Source organism: Bradyrhizobium sp. MI1.11 (assembly GCF_055811255.1).
Genome location: NZ_JBVVPM010000080.1, coordinates 1 through 19,490, shown reverse-complemented (window position 1 = coordinate 19,490; position 19,490 = coordinate 1). Strand labels below are relative to the sequence as shown.

The window sequence follows — 19,490 nt, the reverse complement described above, 5'->3', positions numbered from 1 at the left end:
GGGGGGCCAGGACCCATTACCACGGCTGGTTCTAGTGGAAGGATGGCAGGGCAACAAGCACCGCGAGACACGGAGAGACCTCGCGATATGGTCCTGGCTTTCGCCAGGACGACGATGAGGAGGGAGGTGTGGCTCCCTCACTTGCTGAGAGGCCTTAAGCCTCGCCCACCGTGTCGAACATGGCCGCGTCCATGGCTTCCGCCGTGGACTTGCCGGCCCACACCACGAACTGGAACGCCGGGAAATAGCGTTCGCAGGCGTGGATGGCGCCGGCGAGCATGGCTTCGCACTGGCCGGTGGAGGCGATGAGCCCGCCCGGCAGCACCAGGGCCTGCCGGTGCATGATCATGCCGGTGGTGGTCCACAGGTCGAAGTGCCCGACCCACAGCTGCTCGTTGACCGCGGCGACGAGCCGCTGGACCTCAGATCGCCGCGCAACCGGAATCTTCATGTCGAATGCGCAGGCCAGATGCAGCGCCTCGATCTCGCCCATCCAGGTGAAGGAGATCTGGTAGTCGGTCCATTGTCCCTTGGAGACAATCGTGAGTTCGTCTTCGCCGGAGCGTTCGAACGGCCAGTTGTTGCTGGCAGCGATATCCTCGACCACCGCGAGCGGATGGTTTTTGGAATCGATAGTGCCTTCGAGCAGGGACATGCCGTCTCGACCTCTTGCCTTTTTGTTGTCTTTGATACGCACGCGGTTGGTCCGGCGCGCGCTCCCTTAAATTTGCTAAGGCGATCCGTTCGGATCAGCGCGGGCTTGTCGCGGATCAACTGATGTGATTTGCGGAATCTGCGCAACTGGCTGCCGAGTCCGTCCACAAGTCAGGACTCGTTCGTCCACAGCTCATCTCGGCCACAATTATTAACGGGAAGAACAAATCGGAATCGGATTTGGGGCCGCCCCCGATCGTTAATTCCGCGGCGTGCCCCCTGGACCGCCTTCGCGGTATGGGACCATGCGATTTTCCCATGCGGAACCCGCTTGCCGCGGCCCCGAACCGGCGTCATATTTCGGTCAGGCCGTTCATTCCGGACGGCCGATGTTCTCAGGGCGGGGTGAAAGTCCCCACCGGCGGTAAGGGCCGTAAGGCCCAAGCCCGCGAGCGCCTTCCTCAAAGCCTGTTGCTGCGGGGAAGGGTCAGCAGATTCGGTGCAACTCCGAAGCCGACGGTTAAAGTCCGGATGAAAGAGAACGGTCGGTGGCAGACGCATCGCAGGATGCGGCTGTTTGTCGTTCCGTGTGCCCTGATTCTGGTCCTTAACTGAGGAAAGCCATGAATCAGATGTTGCAAGATCCCCAAGCCGAAACCTCCCAACCAACCCAAACGCCACCGCCGGTTCCACAGGACCCGGCGCCCGACCACCCGCGCTTCGCGAAACCGCAGCGGGTGGCCTTCGTGCAGGCCTGCTGGCACCGCGACGTGGTCGAGGAGGCCCGTATCGCCTTCGTGAAGGAGGCAGAAGCGCGCCACCTCAATCATGTCGACGTGTTCGAGGTGCCGGGCTCGTTCGAGATCCCGCTGCATGCGCAGATCCTCGCCAAGACGCGGCGCTACACCGCGATCGTCGCGGCCGGCCTCGTCGTCGACGGCGGCATCTACCGCCATGAATTCGTCGCCGACACCGTGATCAAGGCGTTGATGGACGTGCAGCTGCGTACCGAGGTGCCCGTGTTCTCCGCGGTGCTGACGCCGCAGCAATTCCACGAGACCGAGGTGCACTACGATTTCTTCCGCAGGCATTTTGCGATCAAGGGCGTCGAAGTGGCGGCCGCCTGTGCGGAGACATTGCTCGGGCTCGAACGCCTGCGCGGCCAGGTCGCCGCGGGAATCGTGTAACGCCGCGCAACGACCATCCCTCATCCCGAGGGGCGCGAAGCGCGTCCCGAAGGATGAGGGGTGATCGCAGCCGTCATCACCCCAATGACACGCCCGCTTTGGCGCGGCTGATTCCGAGCGCCAGGATGCGCTGCAGGAGAGCCGGATATTTCAGCCCGTCATGTAGAGCGGCCGTGGCGAATTCCTGGCTCTTGGCGATCTCGGGATTTGGATTGGCTTCGATGAAATACGGCGTGCCGTCGGCGGTGAGACGAAAATCGATACGAGCGTAGCCGTCGAGGCCAAGCACCCGGTAGATGCGTTTCGCGGCCCGCTGGATCCTGGCGGTCACTTCCGGCGCCAGATCCTTCGCAGGCCCGTCGACGATGCCGACCTTCTCCTGATAGTCGGTGTCGTGCTTGGCTTTCTCCGTGGCGATGTGCCGTGACGAGCGGCCGCCCATGCTGCCGAATTTCAACTCCCAGACCGGCAGGACTCGTAAGCGGTTGTTGCCGAGCACGCCGACGTAAAGCTCTCGTCCTTCGATGAACTGCTCGGCGATGGCGGCGGATTCGACCCGTTCGTGGATGAAGGCGACCCGCTCGGCCAGCTTCTCGTCGGTGTCGACGATCGATGCTTGCGAGATGCCGAACGAGCCATCCATGTTCAGGCTCTTGACGATCAGCGGCAGCGCAAGACGCGTCGGGCGTTTCACCTTGCGGCGCATCGGGAAGACGGCAAAGGCCGGCGCGGCGATCCGGCGGTGATGCACCAGCGTCTTGGACAGATCCTTGCCGCGGGCCAGGGTCAGGCCGCGCGGATTGCACCCGGTATAAGGGACCTTCATCAGCTCGAGATAGCTCGCGATGTGCTGGTCGAAGGCGACGTTGTTGTGGAATTCCTCCAGCAGCGTGAAAACCACGTGCGGCTTGAACTCCTCGATCGCCTCGCGCACCGGCTTGATTTCCTCCTGCGCGCCTAGCGGGCGAACCTCATGGCCGGCTGCGCGCAAGGTGCTCACCACGTCGTATTCGGTTTTCCACGCATTGATTTCCTGCGCGGTGTGCCCGTCGCTGGAGTCCGGCGGCACGAAGTCCGGATGCATGAGCACCAGAATGCGCAGACGTCTCATAGCGCGATCCATTTTCGTCGAGATGGGCCAAACATCGTGTGCATCGTCTTGGCGGTCACGAGGACGATGAAGTCGAGAACGAGCTTCTGTTCAGGACCGACGGCGCGCAGGTCGAGCTCGCGGCAGCGGGAGATCATCTCGTCAAGCACGGCATCGAGCGTAAGCTGATTCTCGCCGGTCCATCGCGCGACCAATTGCCTGATCTGGGAGCGGTGGCGCCTGATCAGGGTCGAAGCCGGCTTTGAGCGGTGATGCCGCGGATCGGCCGAAAACAGCCGGGAGAGATCGCGGTCGTAGGTCTTGGGAGGCGTGAAGGCGTAGAACGCCTGCTTCTTCTTGTAGTGCTCTTCGAGCGTTTGGCTGAGCCGACCCAGCGGATCGACACGCTCCCGCGTCGTGATCGGCGGCCGCTTTCCCGCGATCTCGCCCATCAGCTCGTCGACATATTCGAGCTTCTTCAGTGCCGGCCAACCAGCGTATCGCGTCCGCCAGTTCGAACGGGGCCGTAGCCACACCGCAAACGTCTCGGCGAAATCCTCGTCCGGATGGCTCTGCGCGTACCAGAGCCGCAGATGCTGGACATAGCGCCGGCTCGCCGGATTGGGCCGGTAATAGCGCGGATAATGTTTCGACGACGGGCCGAACAGTTGCTGCCAGCGCCGGCGGCGCTGCAACTGGTAGCCGTGCTGTATGGCGTGGCCCGCTTCGTGACGGAGGATGGCCATGCATTCGCGCCAGGTTCCGCCCTCGACGTCGAACATCATCTTCTTCTCGAGCTTCATCAGGCGGGGATGAGCGAGATAGAACGGAATGGCGATGCCGGGAACGCCGCCCGGGCTGAACCATTCGCTCGACATCCAGGTGTGCGGCCGCAGCCGGATGCCGCGCTCCTCGAGCTCCTCGTACAGCGTGCTGACGCAATCCTCGAGCCAGGTGCCTTCGACCGTAACCCTCAGGCTGGAGAGGCGTTGCTTGAGCAACTCGTCATCCGCCAGCTTCTCCCAGGCAAATTTCCGGCGTGGCATCGGGCATCCAGAGGGCAGAGATGACTCGGGATTCGGATGATGTCATGGGCGGTCGTTGGCAACAATGGGGAGCGGCGGCGCGTGAGGGAGCCGTAGGGTGGGTTAGGCGCAGCCGTAACCCGCCTCTTACTTTCCGCGGGGGTAGAAGTGGTGGGTTACGCCGAGCGGTCTGCGCTTCGCGCAGTCCGCAGGGCTAACCCACCCTACGAGGTCAGCGTGCTCAGTCGAACAGGCTCGACACCGACTCTTCCGCGGCGGTGCGCGCGATCGCGTCCGAGATCAAGCTGGCGATCGGCAGCGTGCGGATGTTCGGGGCCTTGCTCACCGCCTCGGTCGGCAGGATTGAGTCGGTGATCACCAGTTCCTTCAGCCTGGAGTTCGTGATCCGGGCGGCCGCGCCGCCGGAGAGCACGCCGTGGGTGATGTAGGCGTAGACGTCCTTGGCGCCCTTGGCGATCAGCGCGTCGGCCGCGTTCACCAGCGTGCCGCCGGAGTCCACGATGTCGTCGATCAGGATGCAGGTGTAGCCGGCGACGTCGCCGATCACGTTCATGACCTCGGATTCACCCGCCCTCTCGCGGCGCTTGTCGACGATCGCAAGCGGTGTGTTGATGCGCTTGGCGAGACCGCGTGCGCGGGCCACGCCGCCGACGTCCGGCGAGATCACCATCGTCCTGGAGAGGTCGAACTTGTCCTTGATGTCGCGCACCATCAGCGGCGCCGCGTAGAGGTTGTCGGTGGGGATGTCGAAGAAGCCCTGGATCTGGCCGGCATGCAGGTCGAGCGTCATGACGCGGTCGACGCCGGCCTGCGTGATCAAATTGGCGACGAGTTTAGCCGAGATCGGCGTGCGCGAACCCGATTTGCGGTCCTGCCGGGCGTAGCCGAAATAGGGCAGCACCGCAGTGATGCGGCGCGCCGAGGAGCGGCGCAGTGCGTCGGTGATGATCAGCAATTCCATCAGATGGTCGTTCGCCGGGAACGAGGTCGACTGGATGACGAAGGCATCCGAGCCGCGCACGTTCTCCTGGATCTCGACGAAGATCTCCATGTCGGCGAAGCGCCGTACCACCGCCTTGGTCAGCGGCAGGTCGAGACCTTGCGCGATGGCCTGTGCGAGAGCCGGGTTGGAGTTGCCGGCGACGAGCTTGATGGAGCCGTTCTTGGCCGACATGGACGCTTCCTCCCGCGCTTTGCTGGACACGATGTTCAACATCAAACAATACCCACTGGAAGCACGGTTACGACGGGCGAGGAAATATCAGGCCGGGGGCTGCAATGGCAACCCGGGACGCTACGTTTTCCCTGCGAAATCCCGAGTCGGGCCAACGGTTTGGCCGGAAGTTGGGGCCGTGGTTTCGCGGGGGTTATCGCTCGGCATAGCCCAGCGCCGAGGCCGGCATCCCGGCCGCCGGAGCCTCCGGGATCACGCTCGCCACAGCCGCCCCGCGCAAGCCGGGAGCCGAGCCCGGCGCATCCGGCGTACCGTTGATCATGTTGGAAAGTCCGCTGAATCCGGCCTGGGCGATCTTCCGCAGCACGAGGTCGTCGGCAGCTCCCCAAGGATCCCGGGCAGCGTCGCGGCCGCCCTTGGCCGCCGTAGGTTCCTCGCCGGAAAGGCGCAGCGCCCGCTGCTGGTTGGCGTCGTAGACGTCCCAGACCCAGGCGATCACGGTCTTGCCGCGCACGATCTGAGCGGAGAGGTAGCTGCGCACGCGGTAGGCAGCCGTCCCCTCGCGGGAGACCACGGACAGGCTGCGCAGCTTGGATTCGGTGTCGAGCACGCCGACCATGCGGTCGAACACTTGCGGCGGCGGCCCGTCGATCGATTCGAACGCGACTGTCGCCCCGGAGCCGGCGCTCGGCGCCATGGCGTAGGAGTTTGCGGCACCACCGCCACCGGCACAGCCGCCAAGCGCGGTCGCAGCCGTCAGCAGCATGACCGCCAGCACGCGCGAACCTGCGCGGCGCAAGATGAATGACGCGTCCCTCATTATGGAGGGCAGCGATATCGTTAAAACGCATTAACGTCTAGGGCGGGGGCGCCACAGCCCACTGTCATCGCGCGCAGGCATAGCCCCGGAATGACACGGGGTTGCCTTTGTGTTCACGCTTCGAGCGCGATCGCGTGAACGTGGCGGCCGTAATCCGGCTCCTTGCGATGCACCGAGCGGCGGTAGCTGAAGAAGCGTTCGTCGGCGTAGGTGTCCAGACCGAGATCGTCGATCATCAGGATGCCCGCGGCTTCCAGACGCTTGCGGATGAAGCCGGCGAGGTCGAACATCGCGTGTCCCTCGCGCACCGACGGGATGAAGAACATCGTGTTGTCCGCATCCGCCTCGATGAAGCGCGCCACGAACTCGTTGCCGACTTCATAACTGTCCTGGCGGATCAGCGGGCCGATCGCGGCGATGATGCCGCTGCGCGAGGCGCCGAGTTTTTCCATCGCTGAAATGGTCTGCTCCAGCACGCCGGTGAGCGCGCCCTTCCAGCCGGCATGCGCGCCGCCGATCACGCCCGCATTGGGGTCGACGAACAGCACGGGCCCGCAGTCGGCGGTGGAGACGCCGAGCGCAATGCCGGGCACCTTCGTCACCAGCGCATCGCCCTTCGGCCGCGGCCCGCTCGGCCACGGAGCTTCGGCCACCAGCACGTCGGGCGAATGGATCTGGTGCAGGCTGAGAAAGCGTTCCGGTGCGACGCCGATATGCTCGGCCATGCGGCGGCGGTTCTCTGCGACAAGGGCCTGGTCGTCGTTGGAGCCGAGCCCGCCGTTCAGCGCGGAATAGATACCGCCCGAGACGCCGCCCTCGCGGGTGAAGAAGGCGTGGCGCAGGCCGGGCACCGCGGAGAGCAGCGAGGAGGCAAGCGTCATGAACCGTCTCCGGCGCGTTCGAGATCGCTGAGGCCGGCAAGGCCCGTCAATCGAGGCTCGGAAATGCCGAGCACCTTGAACATCGAACCCATGCCGCTGCGCCCGGTTTCAGTCAGGCGCTTGAGCGCGATCGAAATGTCGGTGGCAACGTCGGGCGCCGCCTTCTGCATCAAGGCGGCGGCACGGGTCTCGATGCCGACGCGCTTGAGGAAATCGCCCTGCGTCACCGGCCCGTGCACGCGGGCGCCCACGTCCTCCGCCCCGCGCGCGAGCGCCTGGAAGTCGACATGGGCCGTGACGTCGGCTTGGCCCGGCGCCTTCAGGGGATCGGTGAAGGTGTGGCGCGCGATCGCCTGGAAGGTGTCGCCGGCATCGCTGCGCAGATGGCCGTAATCGATGATCAGCGCCGCGCCGTCCTGGTCGCGCACGCGGCTGGCGAGCTTCATAATCTCGGCATCGGACCGCCACTCGAACACGGCCCCGACGGGCGCGGCGCGCACCAGAGGCGGCAGCAGCACCTCGAAGCGTGGGGTCGGCTCGGCCGCCGCGCCGAATTGAAGTTTTCCGTTGGCGTCCACCTCGATCACGCGCTCGTGCCAGCCGTTCTCGTGACGGACCATCTGGTGGATCGGCAGCACGTCGAAATATTCGTTGGCGAGGATGATGCTCGGTCCGTCCGGCACGTCGTCGATGCTGTCGTGCCAGGCAATGTTGCGCACGCCCGACAGCGTCGCACTCTGCCGCTCGCGCAGGACCGGATTGACCTCGACCATGTGGATGTGGAGCGCCTGGTAGAGCGGCGGCAGCACGCGGAGCGCACGCAGCGCATCGGCCATCATGGTGCCGCGGCCAGGACCGAGCTCGATCAGCCGCAGGAATTGCGGCGAGCCCATCTGCTTCCACACCGAGGCGGTCCATAGGCCCAACAGCTCGCCGAACATCTGGCTGACCTCGGGCGCGGTGGTGAAGTCGCCTTCTCGTCCCAACGGATCGCGCGAGACGTAATAGCCATAGCGCGGATGCATCAGGCACAGTTCCATGTACCGCCAGACCGGCATGGGGCCTGAGGATTTGATCAGCGCCTTGATCTCGTCGAGTAACGGCTGGTCGGTCACGGCCTATCTTCTCAAAAGGAATTAACGAATAGCCCCTGCGGGCTCGGGCGCACCGCGCCTCACTGCCAATACAATAAGTATGCCGCCCACAATAAGCATCGGAATCGACAACAGCATGCCCATGGTTAATCCGCCCCAGAGGAAGCCGAGCTGGACGTCCGGTTCACGGAAATGCTCGCCGGCGATCCGGCTCAGACCATAGATCAGGATGAACGCGCCGAGGATCATGCCCGGCCGCTTCAGGGCGCCGAAGCGGATCATGATCGCGAGCACCGTGAACAGCAAAATGCCCTCCATGCCGGCCTCGTAGAGCTGGCTCGGATGACGCGGCAGTTGGGTGGGATCGTTGGGGAAGATCATCGCCCAGGGCAGCTCCGGCCCGGCGGTGCGGCCCCACAATTCGCCATTGATGAAATTGGCGATGCGGCCGAGCAGCAGCCCGACCGGGGCGACGGCGGTGGTGATGTCGCCGAGCGACAGGATCGAGATGCGGTTGCGATAGGCGAACCACATCACCGCGACGACGCAGCCGAGGAAGCCGCCGTGGAAGGACATGCCGCCTTCCCACAGCCTGAAGATCGCGGCGGGATGGTCGATGAAGAAGGGCAGATTGTAGAACAGCACATAGCCGGTGCGGCCGCCGAGGATGATGCCGAGCGTGACCCACAGAATGAAGTCGTCGATCTGCACCAACGACATCGGCGCCGGGCCGCCCCACAGCCGCTCTTTCTTCAGGAGCGAGCGCGCATAGAGCCAACCGAACACGATGCCGCAGATATAAGCCAGCGCGTACCAGCGGATCGCGAACGGACCGATCTCGATCGCGATCGGCTTGAAGGCGGGAAAGTCGATGAGCAGAAAGGGCATCGCGCCTTCTATGTCTAGACGAGATTGCGGCGATAGAGCGCCAGCAGACGCTCCCAATGCCGTTCGGCGGCGTTGCGGTCGTAGACCGGACGCTTGGGGAAGGCAAAGCCGTGATGGGTCCCGGGATAGATCTCGACTTCGGCTTTGGCGCCGCTCATGCCCTGCTTCACCTTCTCGATGATCTCGGCGGGTGCGTAGATGTCGGTCTCGGCGCAGGCGAAGTAGAGTTCGGCTTTGGTCTTGGCTGCCGCGAGATGCGGGCTGTCGTCCTGGTCGGTTGCGAGCTGCGTGCCGTAGACAGAGGCGGCGGCCTTGACGCGATCGGGAAAATGCGTGGCGGCGTTGACGGCGTAGCGGCCGCTCATGCAGTAGCCGACGGTGCCGATCAGTTTGGTGTTCGCGGCCGCCTGGCCCTCGGCATAGGTCAGCAGTGCCCGCGTGTCGTCCATGATCATCGGGATCGTGAGCGATCCCATCAGCGCGAACATGCGCTTCCGCTCCGGGGCGTTCGGATCGGCCGGCAGCGCGCCGAGCTCCATCACGCCGGAGCGGTAATAGAGGTTCGGCAGCATCACGTAATAGCCCGACGTCGCGAGCCGGCGCGCCATGTCGCGCAGCTCTTCGCGGATCGCCGGCGCGTCCATGTAGAACAGGATGACCGGAAACGGCCCGCCGCGTTCGGGATGGCTGATGAAGGTTGCGGTATGACCGTCCTTGGTGGGGATCGCGATCTGCTGGTCGATCATCTCGAGCGCCTTTGTGATTCTTCTTATGCAGGGACGTTGAATACGATTGCAAGGAAACCGGGGCATGACAAGGATACCGCCGATCGGCCCTTGAACCGGCCCCATCGGATTGCCATTGTCTCCCGGCGTGTTCGCGCAGAGTTCATCGAAAGCCGCCAGGAGACCGACATGACCCAGACCAACAACCGGTTTTTCGACGAGATCGGCCGCTTGATGAACGACGCCGCCGGTGCCGCGCAGGGAGTCAAGCGTGAGTTCGACACGGTGATGCGCACCCAGGCCGAAAAATTCCTGCGCGACATGGACCTGGTCAAGCGCGAGGAGTTCGAGGCGGTCAAGGACATGGCGCGCCTGGCGCGTGAGGAGAACGAGGCTCTGAAGGCGCGCATCGCGGCGCTGGAGGCCAAGCTCGGCGGCTAACTCCGCCGGTCCATCCGGGCGATCCGGTTCCGCCCGGCAGCCCATTCTCCTTGTCATTTCCGCGTCTTCCGGGTAAAAGCCCGCCACGTCCGCAGCCCCCGCACCCCTGGAGGCTTGCTGCGGCGTATGCCATGGGCCGCGTTGCGGCCCATTAACTTTTGCAAAAACAAGGACTTAACGTTATGGCGACCGTCAAGGAATTGAAGGCGACCGCACGTCCGAAGAGCGGCAAGGGGGCCGCCCGGGCTGAGCGTCGCGCCGGGAGAGTGCCCGGAGTGATCTATGGCAACAACCAGCCCCCGCTGACCATCTCGGTTGACGATCGCGAACTGCGCTCGCGCATCCTCGCCGGCCGGTTCCTGACCACGCTGGTCGACATCGACCTCGAAGGCAACAAGCACCGCGTGATTCCGCGCGACTACCACCTCGATCCGGTCAAGGACTTCCCGATCCACGTCGACTTCATGCGGCTCGGCGAAGGCGCCACCATCCGCATCAGCGTTCCCTTGCACGTGGTGAAGGCTGAAGGTTCGCCCGGCGTGAAGCGCGGCGGCGCCGTGAACATCGTTGCGCACGCGATCGAGCTCGAGTGCGGCGTGGAGAACATCCCGCAGTTCATCGAGGCTGACGTCGGTTCGCTCGAGATCGGCCACTCGCTGCATCTCTCCGACATCAAGCTGCCGGCCGGCGTGAAGGCGCTGACCTCCGAGGACGCGACCCTCGTCACCATCGTGCCGCCGTCCGGCTACGCCGAAGAGCAGAAGGCTGCGGCTGCTGCTCCGGCTGCGGGTGCTGCTGCTCCGGCGGCTGGTGCTGCTCCGGCTGCGGGTGCTGCTGCTCCGGCAGCGGCTGCCAAGGCCCCGGCTGCCAAGGCCCCCGCCGGCGGCGACAAGAAGAAGTAATCTCTCAAAGCTGGCGCGCGGTCCCTGACCGCGCGCCGAGCGAGGGGCGCGCCGCGTCATGCGACTGTTTGTTGGGCTCGGCAATCCCGGCCCGAAATTCGCACGTAACCGGCACAATGTCGGCTTCATGGCCGTCGACGAGATCGCGCGGCGTCATGGGTTCGCACCCTGGCGCCGCAGGTTTCAGGGCGAGACCTCGGAAGGCACGCTCGGCACCGAGCGCGTGATCCTGCTCAAGCCGATGACCTACATGAACGAGTCCGGCCGCAGCGTTCAAGAAGCGGCAAGCTTCTTCAAGATCGCGCTGGGCGACGTCACCGTATTCCATGACGAACTCGAACTGCCGCCGGGCAAGGTGCGGGTGAAGATCGGCGGCGGCATCGCCGGCCACAATGGCCTGCGCTCGATCTCCGCCCATATCGGCAACGACTACCGCCGGGTGCGGCTCGGCATCGGTCATCCCGGCGTGAAGGAATTGGTGCACGGCCACGTGCTGTCGGACTTCGCCAAAGCGGACAACGACTGGGTGGCGACGCTCTGCGACGCGGTGGCCGAGCACGCGGCACTGGTTGCCAAGGGCACGGACGCGACTTTCGCCAACAGGGTGCACCTCGCCATGCAGGCGAAGGGATTTTTGACCAAGGACGACAACGGCAAGGATTAACGCTCGTGGGATTTAAATGCGGGATCGTCGGATTGCCCAATGTCGGCAAATCGACCTTGTTCAACGCGCTGACCGAGACGGCCGCGGCGCAGGCGGCGAACTATCCGTTCTGCACGATCGAGCCGAATGTCGGCGAGGTCGCTGTGCCGGATCCGCGGCTCGATAAGCTCGCAGCGATCGCCAAGTCGGGCCAGATCATCCCGACCCGGCTGACCTTCGTGGACATCGCCGGCCTCGTGCGCGGCGCGTCCAAGGGTGAAGGCCTCGGCAACCAGTTCCTCGCCAACATCCGCGAGGTCGACGCCATCGCGCATGTCGTGCGCTGCTTCGAGGATTCCGACATCACCCATGTCGAGGGCAAGATCGCCCCGCTCGCCGACATCGAGACCATCGAGACCGAGCTGATGCTCGCCGATCTCGACAGCCTCGAAAAGCGCGTCGACAATTTGGCCAAGAAGGCCAAGGGCAACGACAAGGACGCCAAGGAGCAGCTCGACCTCGTCAATCGCACCCTGGTGCTGCTGCGCGAGGGCAAGCCCGCGCGTCTTGTCGAACGCAAGGCCGAGGAGGAGCGCGCCTTCGGCATGCTCGGCCTGCTGTCGTCCAAGCCCGTGCTCTACGTCTGCAACGTCGAGGAAGGCTCGGCCGCATCAGGCAATTCGTTCTCGAAGGCGGTGCAGGACCAAGCCGCCAAGGAAGGCGCCATTGCCGTCGTCATCTCGGCAAAAATCGAATCCGAGATCGCCACCATTTCGCGTGACGAACGCGCCGACTTCCTGGAGACGCTGGGTCTCGAAGAGGCCGGCCTCGATCGCCTGATCCGCGCCGGCTACACGCTGCTCGACCTCATCACCTATTTCACGGTGGGCCCGAAGGAAGCGCGCGCCTGGACGATCTATCGCGGCACCAAGGCGCCGGGCGCGGCCGGTGTGATCCACACCGACTTCGAGAAGGGGTTTATCCGCGCCGAGACCATTGCGTATGAAGACTACGTCACGCTGGGCGGCGAAGCCGGCGCCCGCGATGGCGGCAAGCTCCGCCTCGAAGGCAAGGAATACGTCGTCGCCGACGGCGACGTGATGCATTTCAGGTTCAATACGTAAGACATCGATAGGTTCGTAGGGTGGGTTAGCGCAGCGTAACCCACCATGCCTCCTCTTTTGCCGAACGGCGCCGGTGCTTGCCTCACCGCACCCCGCCGCCCTGATCCCTGATCGCGCCGAGGTGCTCGTTGATGCGGAAGATGATCAGGATCAGCTCCGCGATGATGCGCGAGAACACGATCCCGACGACAACGCTCGCGATCGACGACAGCAGCATCAGGAAGCCGCCGAACGGGCTGATCGCCATCATCGCGAGGCCGGAGAAGATGCCGGAGAGGCCGAACAGGCAGATCAGCGCGATCACCAGCCAGTAGAAGGTCTTGATGATCGTCGGCGTGATGAAGCGGTCCCATTGAAACAGGTCGCTGAATGAAAACATTGCTCTCCCCAGGGCAATTCGGGTGTTGTCGGGCCTTGCAAATGGATCGTGGCCCCTGATCGATCCGACTCAAGACCGACGCCGGCGCGCCGAATGTAGCACGAGCCATGCGGGCCGGCGGGTTGAGATTGCCGTAAAGTGCGGCCACAATCTGTCATTCCCTCAAACCTTTCCCAAGATGACCCTGACCTTCGAAGATTTCCCGCCCGGCCGGTTCGGAACATTCGGCCCGCGCCATGTCACGCGCGACGAGATCCTGGCCTTTGCCGCCGAGTTCGATCCGCAGCCGATGCATCTCGACGAGGAGGCCGCCGGCAAAAGCATGCTGCGCGGCCTGTCCGGCTCGGGCTGGCATCTCTGTTCGCTGATGATGCGGATGATGGCCGACGGTTTCATCACCCGCGCCGCTTCGCTGGGATCTCCCGGCGTCGATGAAGTGCGGTGGTTGTCGCCCTTGAGGCCTGGCGACGACCTCATGCTCGATGTCGACGTCGTGGAGGCCCGCATCTCGAAGAGCCGCCCGGAGCTCGGCATCGTCAAGTTCAAATGCACCGTGCGTAACGCGGCGGGGCAGGCGCTGTGCGAGATGACGTCGCCGATCCTGATCAAGCGGCGCGAGGGGGCGGTCTGATGCCGTTTTTCGAGGAGATCGAGATTGGGCATCGCCGCGAGATCGGCGCCTATACGTTCACGGCGGAGTCGATCAAGGCATTCGCCGCAAAGTTCGATCCGCAGCGTTTTCACCTCGACGAGGAGGAGGGCAAGAACTCGCTGTTTGGCGGGCTCGCGGCCTCGGGCTGGCATGTCGGCTCGGCCTGCATGAGCCTGCTTGTCGCCGACGGCCAGCGTCTGGCGCGGGAAGCCGCTTCGCGCGGCGAGGAGGTCGCGGTGTGGGGCCCGTCGCCGGGCTTTCGCGACCTGCGCTGGATCAGGCCGGTGCTCGCCGGCGACATCGTCACCTACGTCAACGTCGTCATCGACAAACGCAGCTCCGCCTCGCGACCCGGCTGGGGCATCCTGACCGCGCGCACCACCGGCACCAACCAGCGAGGCGAGGACGTCTACGCCATCACCGCAACGGCCTTCGTGCCGATGCGTGCGAACGGCGGTTAGATTCGTTCCAGGATGAACGGCGAAAACATCGTGCGAGTGTTGCTTCCGCGCTATGGACGCGATTCCGGGGGGCTGCCATAAGCCTGCGCAACATGGTTTTCCCGCGAAGCAGTGTGCGGAACCATCGAGTTGCTAACCAATTATGAACCTGTCGCTGTCTATTTGAACGAACTGGGCAGAGTACAGGGGACGAGGACCATGGCAGACCGCGGCGCACTCAAGCTGGTCGGATTCATCTTTGCTACCGCCACGCTGGCCGTGATGCTGGTCGCCGGCATGGTGGTGAAGGGCTATGCCGATGGTGCCTACACCCTGGAAGCTTCGACCGTGGAAGCCGCCCGGTAAGACTTCGTTAACTCTGCGGGGCCGCAACGCGGCCTCCGCCCTCAGCGGCTATAGACGAACGCCAATATCGCGATCGCAACCGCCAGCAATCCGACAAAACGCAGCATGATCGTGCCGAACTGGTTCGGCGCGGGCCGCAGCGGTATCGGGTCGGTGGTGTCGGGCCGAATGCTTTCCATGACATGTCCCCGGGCCCGCCGCGATGGCAGGAGCGCTTGGCGTTAGTCGTCGGGTGGCGGTGGGGGGTTCAAAACCCTCCGCTGTCATGCCCCGCGAAAGCGGGGGCATCCAGTACGCCGCGGCGTCTCGGTAGCACATCACCGCCTCTGGAATACTGGATCATCCGCCTTCGCGGATGATGACGTTACATTGAGGGTGCCCCCCAGAATCAAAACCGCCGCGCCCCTTTCGGAACGCGGCGGCCGGTGATGCGTGATGTCAGCGATCAGCTGTTGCGCAGGCCGTCGGCGGCGCGCTTCCACTGCGAGACGTTGTCGGCGATCATGCGGGTCGACTTCATCGCGGCCTGGCTGAGCTGGGCGTAGCCGGAGATCTCGCGCTGGACGCGCTGGCCTTCGGCGTGGAGCAGGTCGCGCAGGCTCTCGAGCTCGGAGATCAGATTCTCGATCTCGGCGAGCGAGGTGCCGGCGACGCGCTGGATCAGCGAGTTGACGTTGGTGACGGTGGCCTCCGCGCTCGGATCGAGCGGCGGCGCGTCCGTGGCGGTCGCTGCCGGACGGCGCAGATAGGCGATGTCGTTGCGGACGAAGTCACGGATGCCGGCTTCGACTTCCGTCACGGCGGCGAGGTTGGTGTCGATGGTCTCGGTCTCGGTGGTTTCGGTCTTTTCCGGACGCATGGCGTTCATCGTTATTCCCCTGTTCGCGTTGAGCGCAGCGCGAGTGTCCCCCGCACGACGACGTCAGTCCGGACTAGGGCGTCGGATTTTGGCCGCAACTTGGCCGAGGTGCGGCAAGGGCGGTCCATTCGGGGGCTTTGCCGTGGCGTATGGTTACGGAAGTCTGAACGCGGCCGCACCGGCGAACTTTGTAGCTCCTCATGGTGAGGAGCGCGAAGCGCGTCTCGAACCATGCAGGCCCAACTGTAGCAGCGGGGGCCTCGATCCTTCGAGACGCGCGCAAGAGCGCGCTCCTCAGGATGAGGAGAAAGATTAGCGCCCAACTACCAGCTCTTCTTGAAACCCGCCGTCAGGCTCTTGTTGATCGCCCCTTGCGAGGTTTCGCCGACCGAGCCGGAGACGGTGACGTTGTCGAACAGCTTTTGCTCGGCGCCGACCTTGCGCAGCCATTTGTCGTCGGTAGTCGACAGCGACTGGCCCGCGGTGATGCTGGTGCCGGTGTCGGTGAGAGTGACCTTGGCCGACTGCTCGGTCTCGTAATTCCGCGTGATGTGACCGCCGACTCCGGGGAGCGCCGTGGTGCCCTGCTGGTTGACGCTGTAGCCGTTCTGGAGCGTCAGCGACGTGTCGCCCGATAGCGGCACCGATTTGATCAGCGCCGCCCCGAGTTTGCTCTGTTCGGCGCCGGGATCGACGCGGGCCTCCACCGCGGTCTTGTCCCAGATCGCGCCTGCGCCCGGCGCGGTCGCAGCCGCCCAGGCGCTGCCGGACGATTGAGGCACGTTGCCGCCATTGGTGGCCTTCTGTGCCAGCAGCTCGGACATCGTCCGCGGCTCGCTCGTCACCGTCATGTCGGCGCCGATGCGGGCGTCCCAGAATGAGGATACCGACTGCTTCACCGTCACGGCCGAGGTGCCGTTGGCGTTGGCGTTCGTCGCCCAGTTCAGCCCGTCCTTGGCGGCGGCCTGCGCGCGCTTCTTGGCGGCGATGATGTCGTTGAGCGTGCCGGCGTCGATCGCGAGCTGGCCCCAGTCGAGCTTGTCGACGTCGATGCCGCGGAGCACGTCGGGATCGTTGACATCAGGCGCCTCCGCCGTCTCGGCCTCGTCGTCGGGCGCTGCGGCCGGGCCGGGGGAGAAGGGCGGAATGATCTGCGCCGACACCGTCAGCACCGATCCCAAGATGAAAGCGGCCGCCAGCATCGGCAGCCTGGTCCAGCCAAACCCTGTCGAGAATTCCATCGTCCTGCCCGTCAGCCCAGTTCTCGCCGAGGATGCGGAACCATCGTCGCGAAATTGTGGCGGCTCCATCAAGCGCGAACCAACGGGCCGCGCGAAAGGCGCGCGCCCGATGACGAGCTTCTCCACGATTGCATCCGGCGGGGCTGGAGGCCAGGACGCGTCGCGGGGAGCATCAGTCATCGGTCCCGAAGTGCGGGGCCCGTTGGTGTTCCGTTCAGCCGACGCCGGTCATCTTCGGCAGATGAATGGCGCGGCCGAGTGCCTGCTCGACCAGATCGAACGTGTCGATCAGCACGCGCATGCTGGTGAGTTTGCCTGCCCTGAACTGGGCGAACTGCGCCACTCGCAAGCTGATCGGCTTGTTGGAATCCAGCGCGGTCAGCGAATAGCGCAGCATCGAGGCGGCGGAATCGACGCCGAGCATGATGCTCTCGCGGTCGAAGCGGCGGACCTGGAAATTGTCGGCGAGTTGGTGGATGACATCGAGCACGGCGTCCTTGCCCTGGCGCGCGCCGAGGAACGGAAACATGTCGATCGGGCCGTAGAGCGCCCACTCGACGTCCTCGTCGATCAGGGCCTCGATGTCCTCGAAATGCCGGTCGTTGATCGCGCGGTGCAATGCGCGCGAGAAACGCCAGAGGCTGTGCTCTGTCATCTTGGGCAGTCCTGAAAGCTGGCTTGCGAAAAAACGAAAAATAACCCCAAGCGCACAGGATAGGTGCCGCGGGGTCGCTCAACTCATTTGTATACGAACAAAATACGCCAATTCGGCCAAAACGCAATTCACGTTTTCGCAATGCACAATTGATCCCGGCGTGTGAGATTTACAATAGAACTCCGTATTTTCCCGGTCCGGGCCGGTTTTTGGAGAGAGCTAGCCCCCGTCCGCCCGCTCGCCCACGATCAGCGGGCCGATCTCACGTTCCAGCACCTGCTGCACCAAATCGTAGGAATCGATGATCTCGCGGATCTGCGCCACCTGGCCGTTGCGGAAAGTGTAGAATATGGCCATGTCGACCTGAATGGTGCGGTCGTGGCTGCGCTTCCTGAAGAACACGCGCAGATAGGCCGCGACCGTGTCGCCTTCGGCGACGATCTGCGGCACCTCGTAGCGGATTTCGGCGTATCGCTCCTGTACGGTGCGCCAGAATTCGCCGAGCTCCTTCTTGCCGTGGCAGGGGCCCATGTGCGGCAGCACGTCGATCGGCGCGTGGGTGAGAAAGTCGACGTCGTCGGTGCAGCAAGACAGCGCGGCCTCGAGATCGCTGCGCCCGATGGCGTCGAGCAGGTGCAGCACGCGCTGGCGATTGAGCTTCTCGACCGTCATTCCGCCCGTCCTCATTGGCCGTGTGGAGTTTGCGCAAGGCTAACGCGCGGCTTCGGACACCGGCAATCCGCAAAACCACAGGGGACGTTGCAGACCATTTGACGCGCAAACGCAATGCCAGGTTCATGGCTGCAACTGGCGGTTGAGTTACCGTGCGCCTGCACGAATTCGCACGGCGTTCGGCTGCATGGGCTCGCGCTGCCCAACGCGCGGCAGCGAACACGGGAACAGGGACGGGTCCGTGCCCGTTGAGATTGCGACACCGATCCGGAGACATCGATCCATGAAATCCCTCGCCGCAATCGCCGCCGCACTTCTCATGGTTGGCGCGACCTCCGCCGCCAATGCCAAGGGCTGCATCAAGGGCGCCGTCGTCGGCGGCGTCGCCGGCCACTATGCCGGCCATCACGGCGTCCTCGGCGCCGCCGCCGGCTGCCTCTACGGCCGCCACCATGCCAAGGAGCAGCAAGAGCAGGAGAGGCAGCGGCAACAGCAGAGCCAGGTGAACGGGCAGGGCAAGCTGTAACGGCACGGAAAACTGTGCTCCCGCCGTCTTCTATCCGGCATGCTTCGATGGTAAATTCCATTCGCGAACGCTGGGATTGAACCAGGCGAGGGAACGATGGACGTCGGGAAGTCCTTGTGGGGTTTAGTCCTCGCAATCCTGTTCCTGTATTTCGTCGTCGCTTTCGTGGGGAAGGCTTCCCGTTCTGCGGGCGTCAAGTACAATTGGGTCGGCGTTCTGCTGTCATTCTCGACGATCGGCCTCGCCATCTATCTCGTTTTCTTTCGCCAGCTTTGAGCCGGTCCCGGCTGCCTCACGTCCCGGGCTCTCGGACGGGCGTGAGCCAGCTCACATCGCGCGCCTTCCCCTGTGGCTATCGTCCTCCCCATGTCATCAGGGAGACGCGCCATGGCCGCCATCGCCACAGTCAGAAAGTCCAGCCTGCACAACGCGCTTGAAGGCCTCGCGCTGACTGCGACGCTGCAGAGCTTCCCGACCTTCGCCGCCGCGGCTTTCCTGCTCAAGCTGGTCGGCAATCACGACCTGGTCGGCGATCCCGGCGTCGCCATCTTCGTCGCCATCGCCTCACTCGCCCACGCGCTGCTTGCGGTGACCTTGGGGCCGAACTTCCCGCATTTGTTCAAGACCGTCTACGAGCCGAAGTTCTTCGAGGCCCATCTGTCGCTCACTGAGAAGATCACGGCATGGCGCACCCAGCCGGTCGCCTCGCTCCAGCTCATGACCATCGTGCTGCTGCTGTCGGTGATGGCGGTGGTGACGGCGAGCGTGGGGTGATCGCATCATGCCCTTGGTCACCGCGTCGAAATCCGGCCCGCTCAACTGGCTCGAAGGCTTTGCGCTCACCACGATCCTTCAGGGCTTCCCGATCTTCGCCGCGGCGTCGCTGATGGTGAAGCTCCTGGGACATGACCGCGGTGGCAGTCACGTCCTCACCATCGCGATGGCGTCGATCTTCTACAGCTGTCTCGCCATCTGGGCGGGATCGACATTCCCGGGATTTGCAAAGAACGCCTACGAACCGCTGCTCTTCG

27 protein-coding genes and 1 riboswitch are annotated in these 19,490 nt (G+C 64.3%); of the genes, 12 read left to right on the top strand and 15 right to left on the bottom strand.

Annotation, left to right across the window (positions count from 1 at the left end):
• Positions 1-154: 154 nt before the first annotated feature.
• Complete coding sequence (locus AC0L30_RS39365) at positions 155-655, bottom strand: type III secretion system chaperone family protein (protein ID WP_007596830.1); 501 nt, start codon at positions 653-655, stop codon at positions 155-157.
• Between the two features lie 386 nt (positions 656-1,041).
• A riboswitch (FMN riboswitch) is annotated at positions 1,042-1,201 on the top strand.
• A gap of 76 nt (positions 1,202-1,277) precedes the next feature.
• On the opposite strand from AC0L30_RS39365, the gene AC0L30_RS39360 reads away from it, so the two are divergent.
• A complete protein-coding gene (locus AC0L30_RS39360; protein ID WP_007596828.1) occupies positions 1,278-1,841 on the top strand; it encodes a 6,7-dimethyl-8-ribityllumazine synthase in 564 nt (187 codons plus the stop codon).
• A 76-nt stretch (positions 1,842-1,917) separates the two neighbouring features.
• On the opposite strand, the gene AC0L30_RS39355 is transcribed toward AC0L30_RS39360, so the two are convergent.
• The 8 genes from AC0L30_RS39355 to AC0L30_RS39320 form a co-directional block, all read right to left on the bottom strand.
• Positions 1,918-2,952: a D-alanine--D-alanine ligase family protein gene (locus AC0L30_RS39355; protein WP_007596826.1), complete on the bottom strand. Its 1,035-nt coding sequence runs from the start codon at positions 2,950-2,952 to the stop codon at positions 1,918-1,920.
• Positions 2,949-3,977: a putative zinc-binding metallopeptidase gene (locus tag AC0L30_RS39350; protein ID WP_354172455.1), complete on the bottom strand. Its 1,029-nt coding sequence runs from the start codon at positions 3,975-3,977 to the stop codon at positions 2,949-2,951. Before AC0L30_RS39350 ends, AC0L30_RS39355 begins: the two co-directional genes overlap by 4 nt.
• A gap of 220 nt (positions 3,978-4,197) precedes the next feature.
• Positions 4,198-5,151, bottom strand: coding sequence for a ribose-phosphate pyrophosphokinase (locus AC0L30_RS39345; protein ID WP_007596822.1), 954 nt, complete (start codon positions 5,149-5,151; stop codon positions 4,198-4,200).
• A 193-nt stretch (positions 5,152-5,344) separates the two neighbouring features.
• Positions 5,345-5,971 (bottom strand): hypothetical protein, encoded by a 627-nt coding sequence (locus tag AC0L30_RS39340; protein WP_007596820.1) that lies wholly within the window; start codon positions 5,969-5,971, stop codon positions 5,345-5,347.
• A 113-nt stretch (positions 5,972-6,084) separates the two neighbouring features.
• Entirely contained in the window at positions 6,085-6,852 is a 768-nt protein-coding gene (gene pgeF, locus AC0L30_RS39335) for a peptidoglycan editing factor PgeF (protein ID WP_473406499.1), read from the bottom strand.
• Positions 6,849-7,967, bottom strand: a complete 1,119-nt coding sequence (locus tag AC0L30_RS39330; RefSeq protein ID WP_473406498.1) for a class I SAM-dependent methyltransferase — start codon at positions 7,965-7,967, stop codon at positions 6,849-6,851. The genes pgeF and AC0L30_RS39330 overlap by 4 nt, the downstream gene beginning before the upstream one ends.
• A gap of 21 nt (positions 7,968-7,988) precedes the next feature.
• Entirely contained in the window at positions 7,989-8,834 is an 846-nt protein-coding gene (gene lgt / locus AC0L30_RS39325; RefSeq protein ID WP_007596816.1) for a prolipoprotein diacylglyceryl transferase, read from the bottom strand.
• 14 nt (positions 8,835-8,848) lie between these two features.
• Positions 8,849-9,580: a dienelactone hydrolase family protein gene (locus AC0L30_RS39320; RefSeq protein WP_473406497.1), complete on the bottom strand. Its 732-nt coding sequence runs from the start codon at positions 9,578-9,580 to the stop codon at positions 8,849-8,851.
• 168 nt (positions 9,581-9,748) lie between these two features.
• Here AC0L30_RS39320 and AC0L30_RS39315 point away from each other — a divergent pair, with 168 nt between their 5' ends.
• From AC0L30_RS39315 to ychF, 4 genes are all read left to right on the top strand, one after another.
• Positions 9,749-10,000: an accessory factor UbiK family protein gene (locus AC0L30_RS39315; protein ID WP_007596812.1), complete on the top strand. Its 252-nt coding sequence runs from the start codon at positions 9,749-9,751 to the stop codon at positions 9,998-10,000.
• Positions 10,001-10,182: 182 nt separating this feature from the next.
• Positions 10,183-10,902, top strand: coding sequence for a 50S ribosomal protein L25/general stress protein Ctc (locus tag AC0L30_RS39310; RefSeq protein ID WP_007596810.1), 720 nt, complete (start codon positions 10,183-10,185; stop codon positions 10,900-10,902).
• Positions 10,903-10,960: 58 nt separating this feature from the next.
• Positions 10,961-11,566, top strand: a complete 606-nt coding sequence (pth, locus tag AC0L30_RS39305; RefSeq protein ID WP_473406496.1) for an aminoacyl-tRNA hydrolase — start codon at positions 10,961-10,963, stop codon at positions 11,564-11,566.
• Between the two features lie 5 nt (positions 11,567-11,571).
• Positions 11,572-12,669, top strand: a complete 1,098-nt coding sequence (gene ychF / locus AC0L30_RS39300; protein ID WP_473406495.1) for a redox-regulated ATPase YchF — start codon at positions 11,572-11,574, stop codon at positions 12,667-12,669.
• An 82-nt stretch (positions 12,670-12,751) separates the two neighbouring features.
• Here ychF and AC0L30_RS39295 read toward each other — a convergent pair whose 3' ends face one another.
• The gene (locus tag AC0L30_RS39295; protein WP_007596805.1) at positions 12,752-13,048 is read right to left on the bottom strand and encodes a DUF4282 domain-containing protein; all 297 of its coding nucleotides are present in this window, start codon (positions 13,046-13,048) and stop codon (positions 12,752-12,754) included.
• A 178-nt stretch (positions 13,049-13,226) separates the two neighbouring features.
• Between AC0L30_RS39295 and AC0L30_RS39290 the strand changes: the two genes are divergently transcribed.
• The 3 genes from AC0L30_RS39290 (at position 13,227) to AC0L30_RS39280 (ending at position 14,506) form a co-directional block, all read left to right on the top strand.
• The gene (locus AC0L30_RS39290) at positions 13,227-13,679 is read left to right on the top strand and encodes a MaoC family dehydratase (RefSeq protein WP_473406503.1); all 453 of its coding nucleotides are present in this window, start codon (positions 13,227-13,229) and stop codon (positions 13,677-13,679) included.
• A complete protein-coding gene (locus AC0L30_RS39285; protein ID WP_007596799.1) occupies positions 13,679-14,161 on the top strand; it encodes a MaoC family dehydratase in 483 nt (160 codons plus the stop codon). The genes AC0L30_RS39290 and AC0L30_RS39285 overlap by 1 nt, the downstream gene beginning before the upstream one ends.
• Before the next feature lie 198 nt (positions 14,162-14,359).
• Positions 14,360-14,506 carry a hypothetical protein gene (locus tag AC0L30_RS39280; RefSeq protein WP_007596790.1) on the top strand — a complete coding sequence of 49 codons (147 nt, stop codon included), beginning with the start codon at positions 14,360-14,362 and terminating at the stop codon, positions 14,504-14,506.
• Positions 14,507-14,547: 41 nt separating this feature from the next.
• Here AC0L30_RS39280 and AC0L30_RS39275 read toward each other — a convergent pair whose 3' ends face one another.
• From AC0L30_RS39275 to AC0L30_RS39255, 5 genes are all read right to left on the bottom strand, one after another.
• Complete coding sequence (locus tag AC0L30_RS39275; protein WP_007614812.1) at positions 14,548-14,685, bottom strand: hypothetical protein; 138 nt, start codon at positions 14,683-14,685, stop codon at positions 14,548-14,550.
• A 266-nt stretch (positions 14,686-14,951) separates the two neighbouring features.
• Complete coding sequence (locus AC0L30_RS39270) at positions 14,952-15,374, bottom strand: hypothetical protein (protein ID WP_007596788.1); 423 nt, start codon at positions 15,372-15,374, stop codon at positions 14,952-14,954.
• A 314-nt stretch (positions 15,375-15,688) separates the two neighbouring features.
• Positions 15,689-16,606 (bottom strand): hypothetical protein, encoded by a 918-nt coding sequence (locus AC0L30_RS39265; RefSeq protein ID WP_473367002.1) that lies wholly within the window; start codon positions 16,604-16,606, stop codon positions 15,689-15,691.
• Positions 16,607-16,820: 214 nt separating this feature from the next.
• Positions 16,821-17,261 carry a nuclear transport factor 2 family protein gene (locus tag AC0L30_RS39260; protein WP_354172465.1) on the bottom strand — a complete coding sequence of 147 codons (441 nt, stop codon included), beginning with the start codon at positions 17,259-17,261 and terminating at the stop codon, positions 16,821-16,823.
• 219 nt (positions 17,262-17,480) lie between these two features.
• Positions 17,481-17,933 (bottom strand): nuclear transport factor 2 family protein, encoded by a 453-nt coding sequence (locus AC0L30_RS39255; RefSeq protein WP_473406494.1) that lies wholly within the window; start codon positions 17,931-17,933, stop codon positions 17,481-17,483.
• Positions 17,934-18,216: 283 nt separating this feature from the next.
• Between AC0L30_RS39255 and AC0L30_RS39250 the strand changes: the two genes are divergently transcribed.
• The 4 genes from AC0L30_RS39250 to AC0L30_RS39235 form a co-directional block, all read left to right on the top strand.
• A complete protein-coding gene (locus AC0L30_RS39250) occupies positions 18,217-18,459 on the top strand; it encodes a hypothetical protein (RefSeq protein ID WP_473367005.1) in 243 nt (80 codons plus the stop codon).
• Between the two features lie 96 nt (positions 18,460-18,555).
• Complete coding sequence (locus AC0L30_RS39245; RefSeq protein WP_007596783.1) at positions 18,556-18,735, top strand: hypothetical protein; 180 nt, start codon at positions 18,556-18,558, stop codon at positions 18,733-18,735.
• 111 nt (positions 18,736-18,846) lie between these two features.
• Positions 18,847-19,233, top strand: coding sequence for a hypothetical protein (locus AC0L30_RS39240; RefSeq protein ID WP_007596782.1), 387 nt, complete (start codon positions 18,847-18,849; stop codon positions 19,231-19,233).
• Between the two features lie 7 nt (positions 19,234-19,240).
• A partial coding sequence (locus AC0L30_RS39235) for a hypothetical protein (protein WP_473406493.1) occupies positions 19,241-19,490 on the top strand: 250 nt, incomplete at its 3' end.

Excerpts from the sequence above, each read along its gene's own strand:
- pth (WP_473406496.1), top strand. The coding sequence starts at position 10,961 with ATGCGACTGTTTGTTGGGCTCGGCAATCCCGGCCCGAAATTCGCACGT.
- AC0L30_RS39260 (WP_354172465.1), bottom strand. The coding sequence starts at position 17,261 with ATGACAGAGCACAGCCTCTGGCGTTTCTCGCGCGCATTGCACCGCGCG.
- AC0L30_RS39365 (WP_007596830.1), bottom strand. The coding sequence starts at position 655 with ATGTCCCTGCTCGAAGGCACTATCGATTCCAAAAACCATCCGCTCGCG.
- lgt (WP_007596816.1), bottom strand. The coding sequence starts at position 8,834 with ATGCCCTTTCTGCTCATCGACTTTCCCGCCTTCAAGCCGATCGCGATC.
- pgeF (WP_473406499.1), bottom strand. The coding sequence starts at position 6,852 with ATGACGCTTGCCTCCTCGCTGCTCTCCGCGGTGCCCGGCCTGCGCCAC.
- AC0L30_RS39360 (WP_007596828.1), top strand. The coding sequence starts at position 1,278 with ATGAATCAGATGTTGCAAGATCCCCAAGCCGAAACCTCCCAACCAACC.
- AC0L30_RS39345 (WP_007596822.1), bottom strand. The coding sequence starts at position 5,151 with ATGTCGGCCAAGAACGGCTCCATCAAGCTCGTCGCCGGCAACTCCAAC.
- AC0L30_RS39255 (WP_473406494.1), bottom strand. The coding sequence starts at position 17,933 with ATGACGGTCGAGAAGCTCAATCGCCAGCGCGTGCTGCACCTGCTCGAC.
- AC0L30_RS39275 (WP_007614812.1), bottom strand. The coding sequence starts at position 14,685 with ATGGAAAGCATTCGGCCCGACACCACCGACCCGATACCGCTGCGGCCC.
- AC0L30_RS39285 (WP_007596799.1), top strand. The coding sequence starts at position 13,679 with ATGCCGTTTTTCGAGGAGATCGAGATTGGGCATCGCCGCGAGATCGGC.
- AC0L30_RS39355 (WP_007596826.1), bottom strand. The coding sequence starts at position 2,952 with ATGAGACGTCTGCGCATTCTGGTGCTCATGCATCCGGACTTCGTGCCG.
- AC0L30_RS39320 (WP_473406497.1), bottom strand. The coding sequence starts at position 9,580 with ATGATCGACCAGCAGATCGCGATCCCCACCAAGGACGGTCATACCGCA.
- AC0L30_RS39340 (WP_007596820.1), bottom strand. The coding sequence starts at position 5,971 with ATGAGGGACGCGTCATTCATCTTGCGCCGCGCAGGTTCGCGCGTGCTG.
- AC0L30_RS39270 (WP_007596788.1), bottom strand. The coding sequence starts at position 15,374 with ATGAACGCCATGCGTCCGGAAAAGACCGAAACCACCGAGACCGAGACC.
- AC0L30_RS39350 (WP_354172455.1), bottom strand. The coding sequence starts at position 3,977 with ATGCCACGCCGGAAATTTGCCTGGGAGAAGCTGGCGGATGACGAGTTG.
- AC0L30_RS39240 (WP_007596782.1), top strand. The coding sequence starts at position 18,847 with ATGGCCGCCATCGCCACAGTCAGAAAGTCCAGCCTGCACAACGCGCTT.
- AC0L30_RS39245 (WP_007596783.1), top strand. The coding sequence starts at position 18,556 with ATGGACGTCGGGAAGTCCTTGTGGGGTTTAGTCCTCGCAATCCTGTTC.
- AC0L30_RS39290 (WP_473406503.1), top strand. The coding sequence starts at position 13,227 with ATGACCCTGACCTTCGAAGATTTCCCGCCCGGCCGGTTCGGAACATTC.
- AC0L30_RS39310 (WP_007596810.1), top strand. The coding sequence starts at position 10,183 with ATGGCGACCGTCAAGGAATTGAAGGCGACCGCACGTCCGAAGAGCGGC.
- AC0L30_RS39280 (WP_007596790.1), top strand. The coding sequence starts at position 14,360 with ATGGCAGACCGCGGCGCACTCAAGCTGGTCGGATTCATCTTTGCTACC.
- AC0L30_RS39315 (WP_007596812.1), top strand. The coding sequence starts at position 9,749 with ATGACCCAGACCAACAACCGGTTTTTCGACGAGATCGGCCGCTTGATG.
- AC0L30_RS39295 (WP_007596805.1), bottom strand. The coding sequence starts at position 13,048 with ATGTTTTCATTCAGCGACCTGTTTCAATGGGACCGCTTCATCACGCCG.
- AC0L30_RS39250 (WP_473367005.1), top strand. The coding sequence starts at position 18,217 with ATGAAATCCCTCGCCGCAATCGCCGCCGCACTTCTCATGGTTGGCGCG.
- AC0L30_RS39265 (WP_473367002.1), bottom strand. The coding sequence starts at position 16,606 with ATGGAATTCTCGACAGGGTTTGGCTGGACCAGGCTGCCGATGCTGGCG.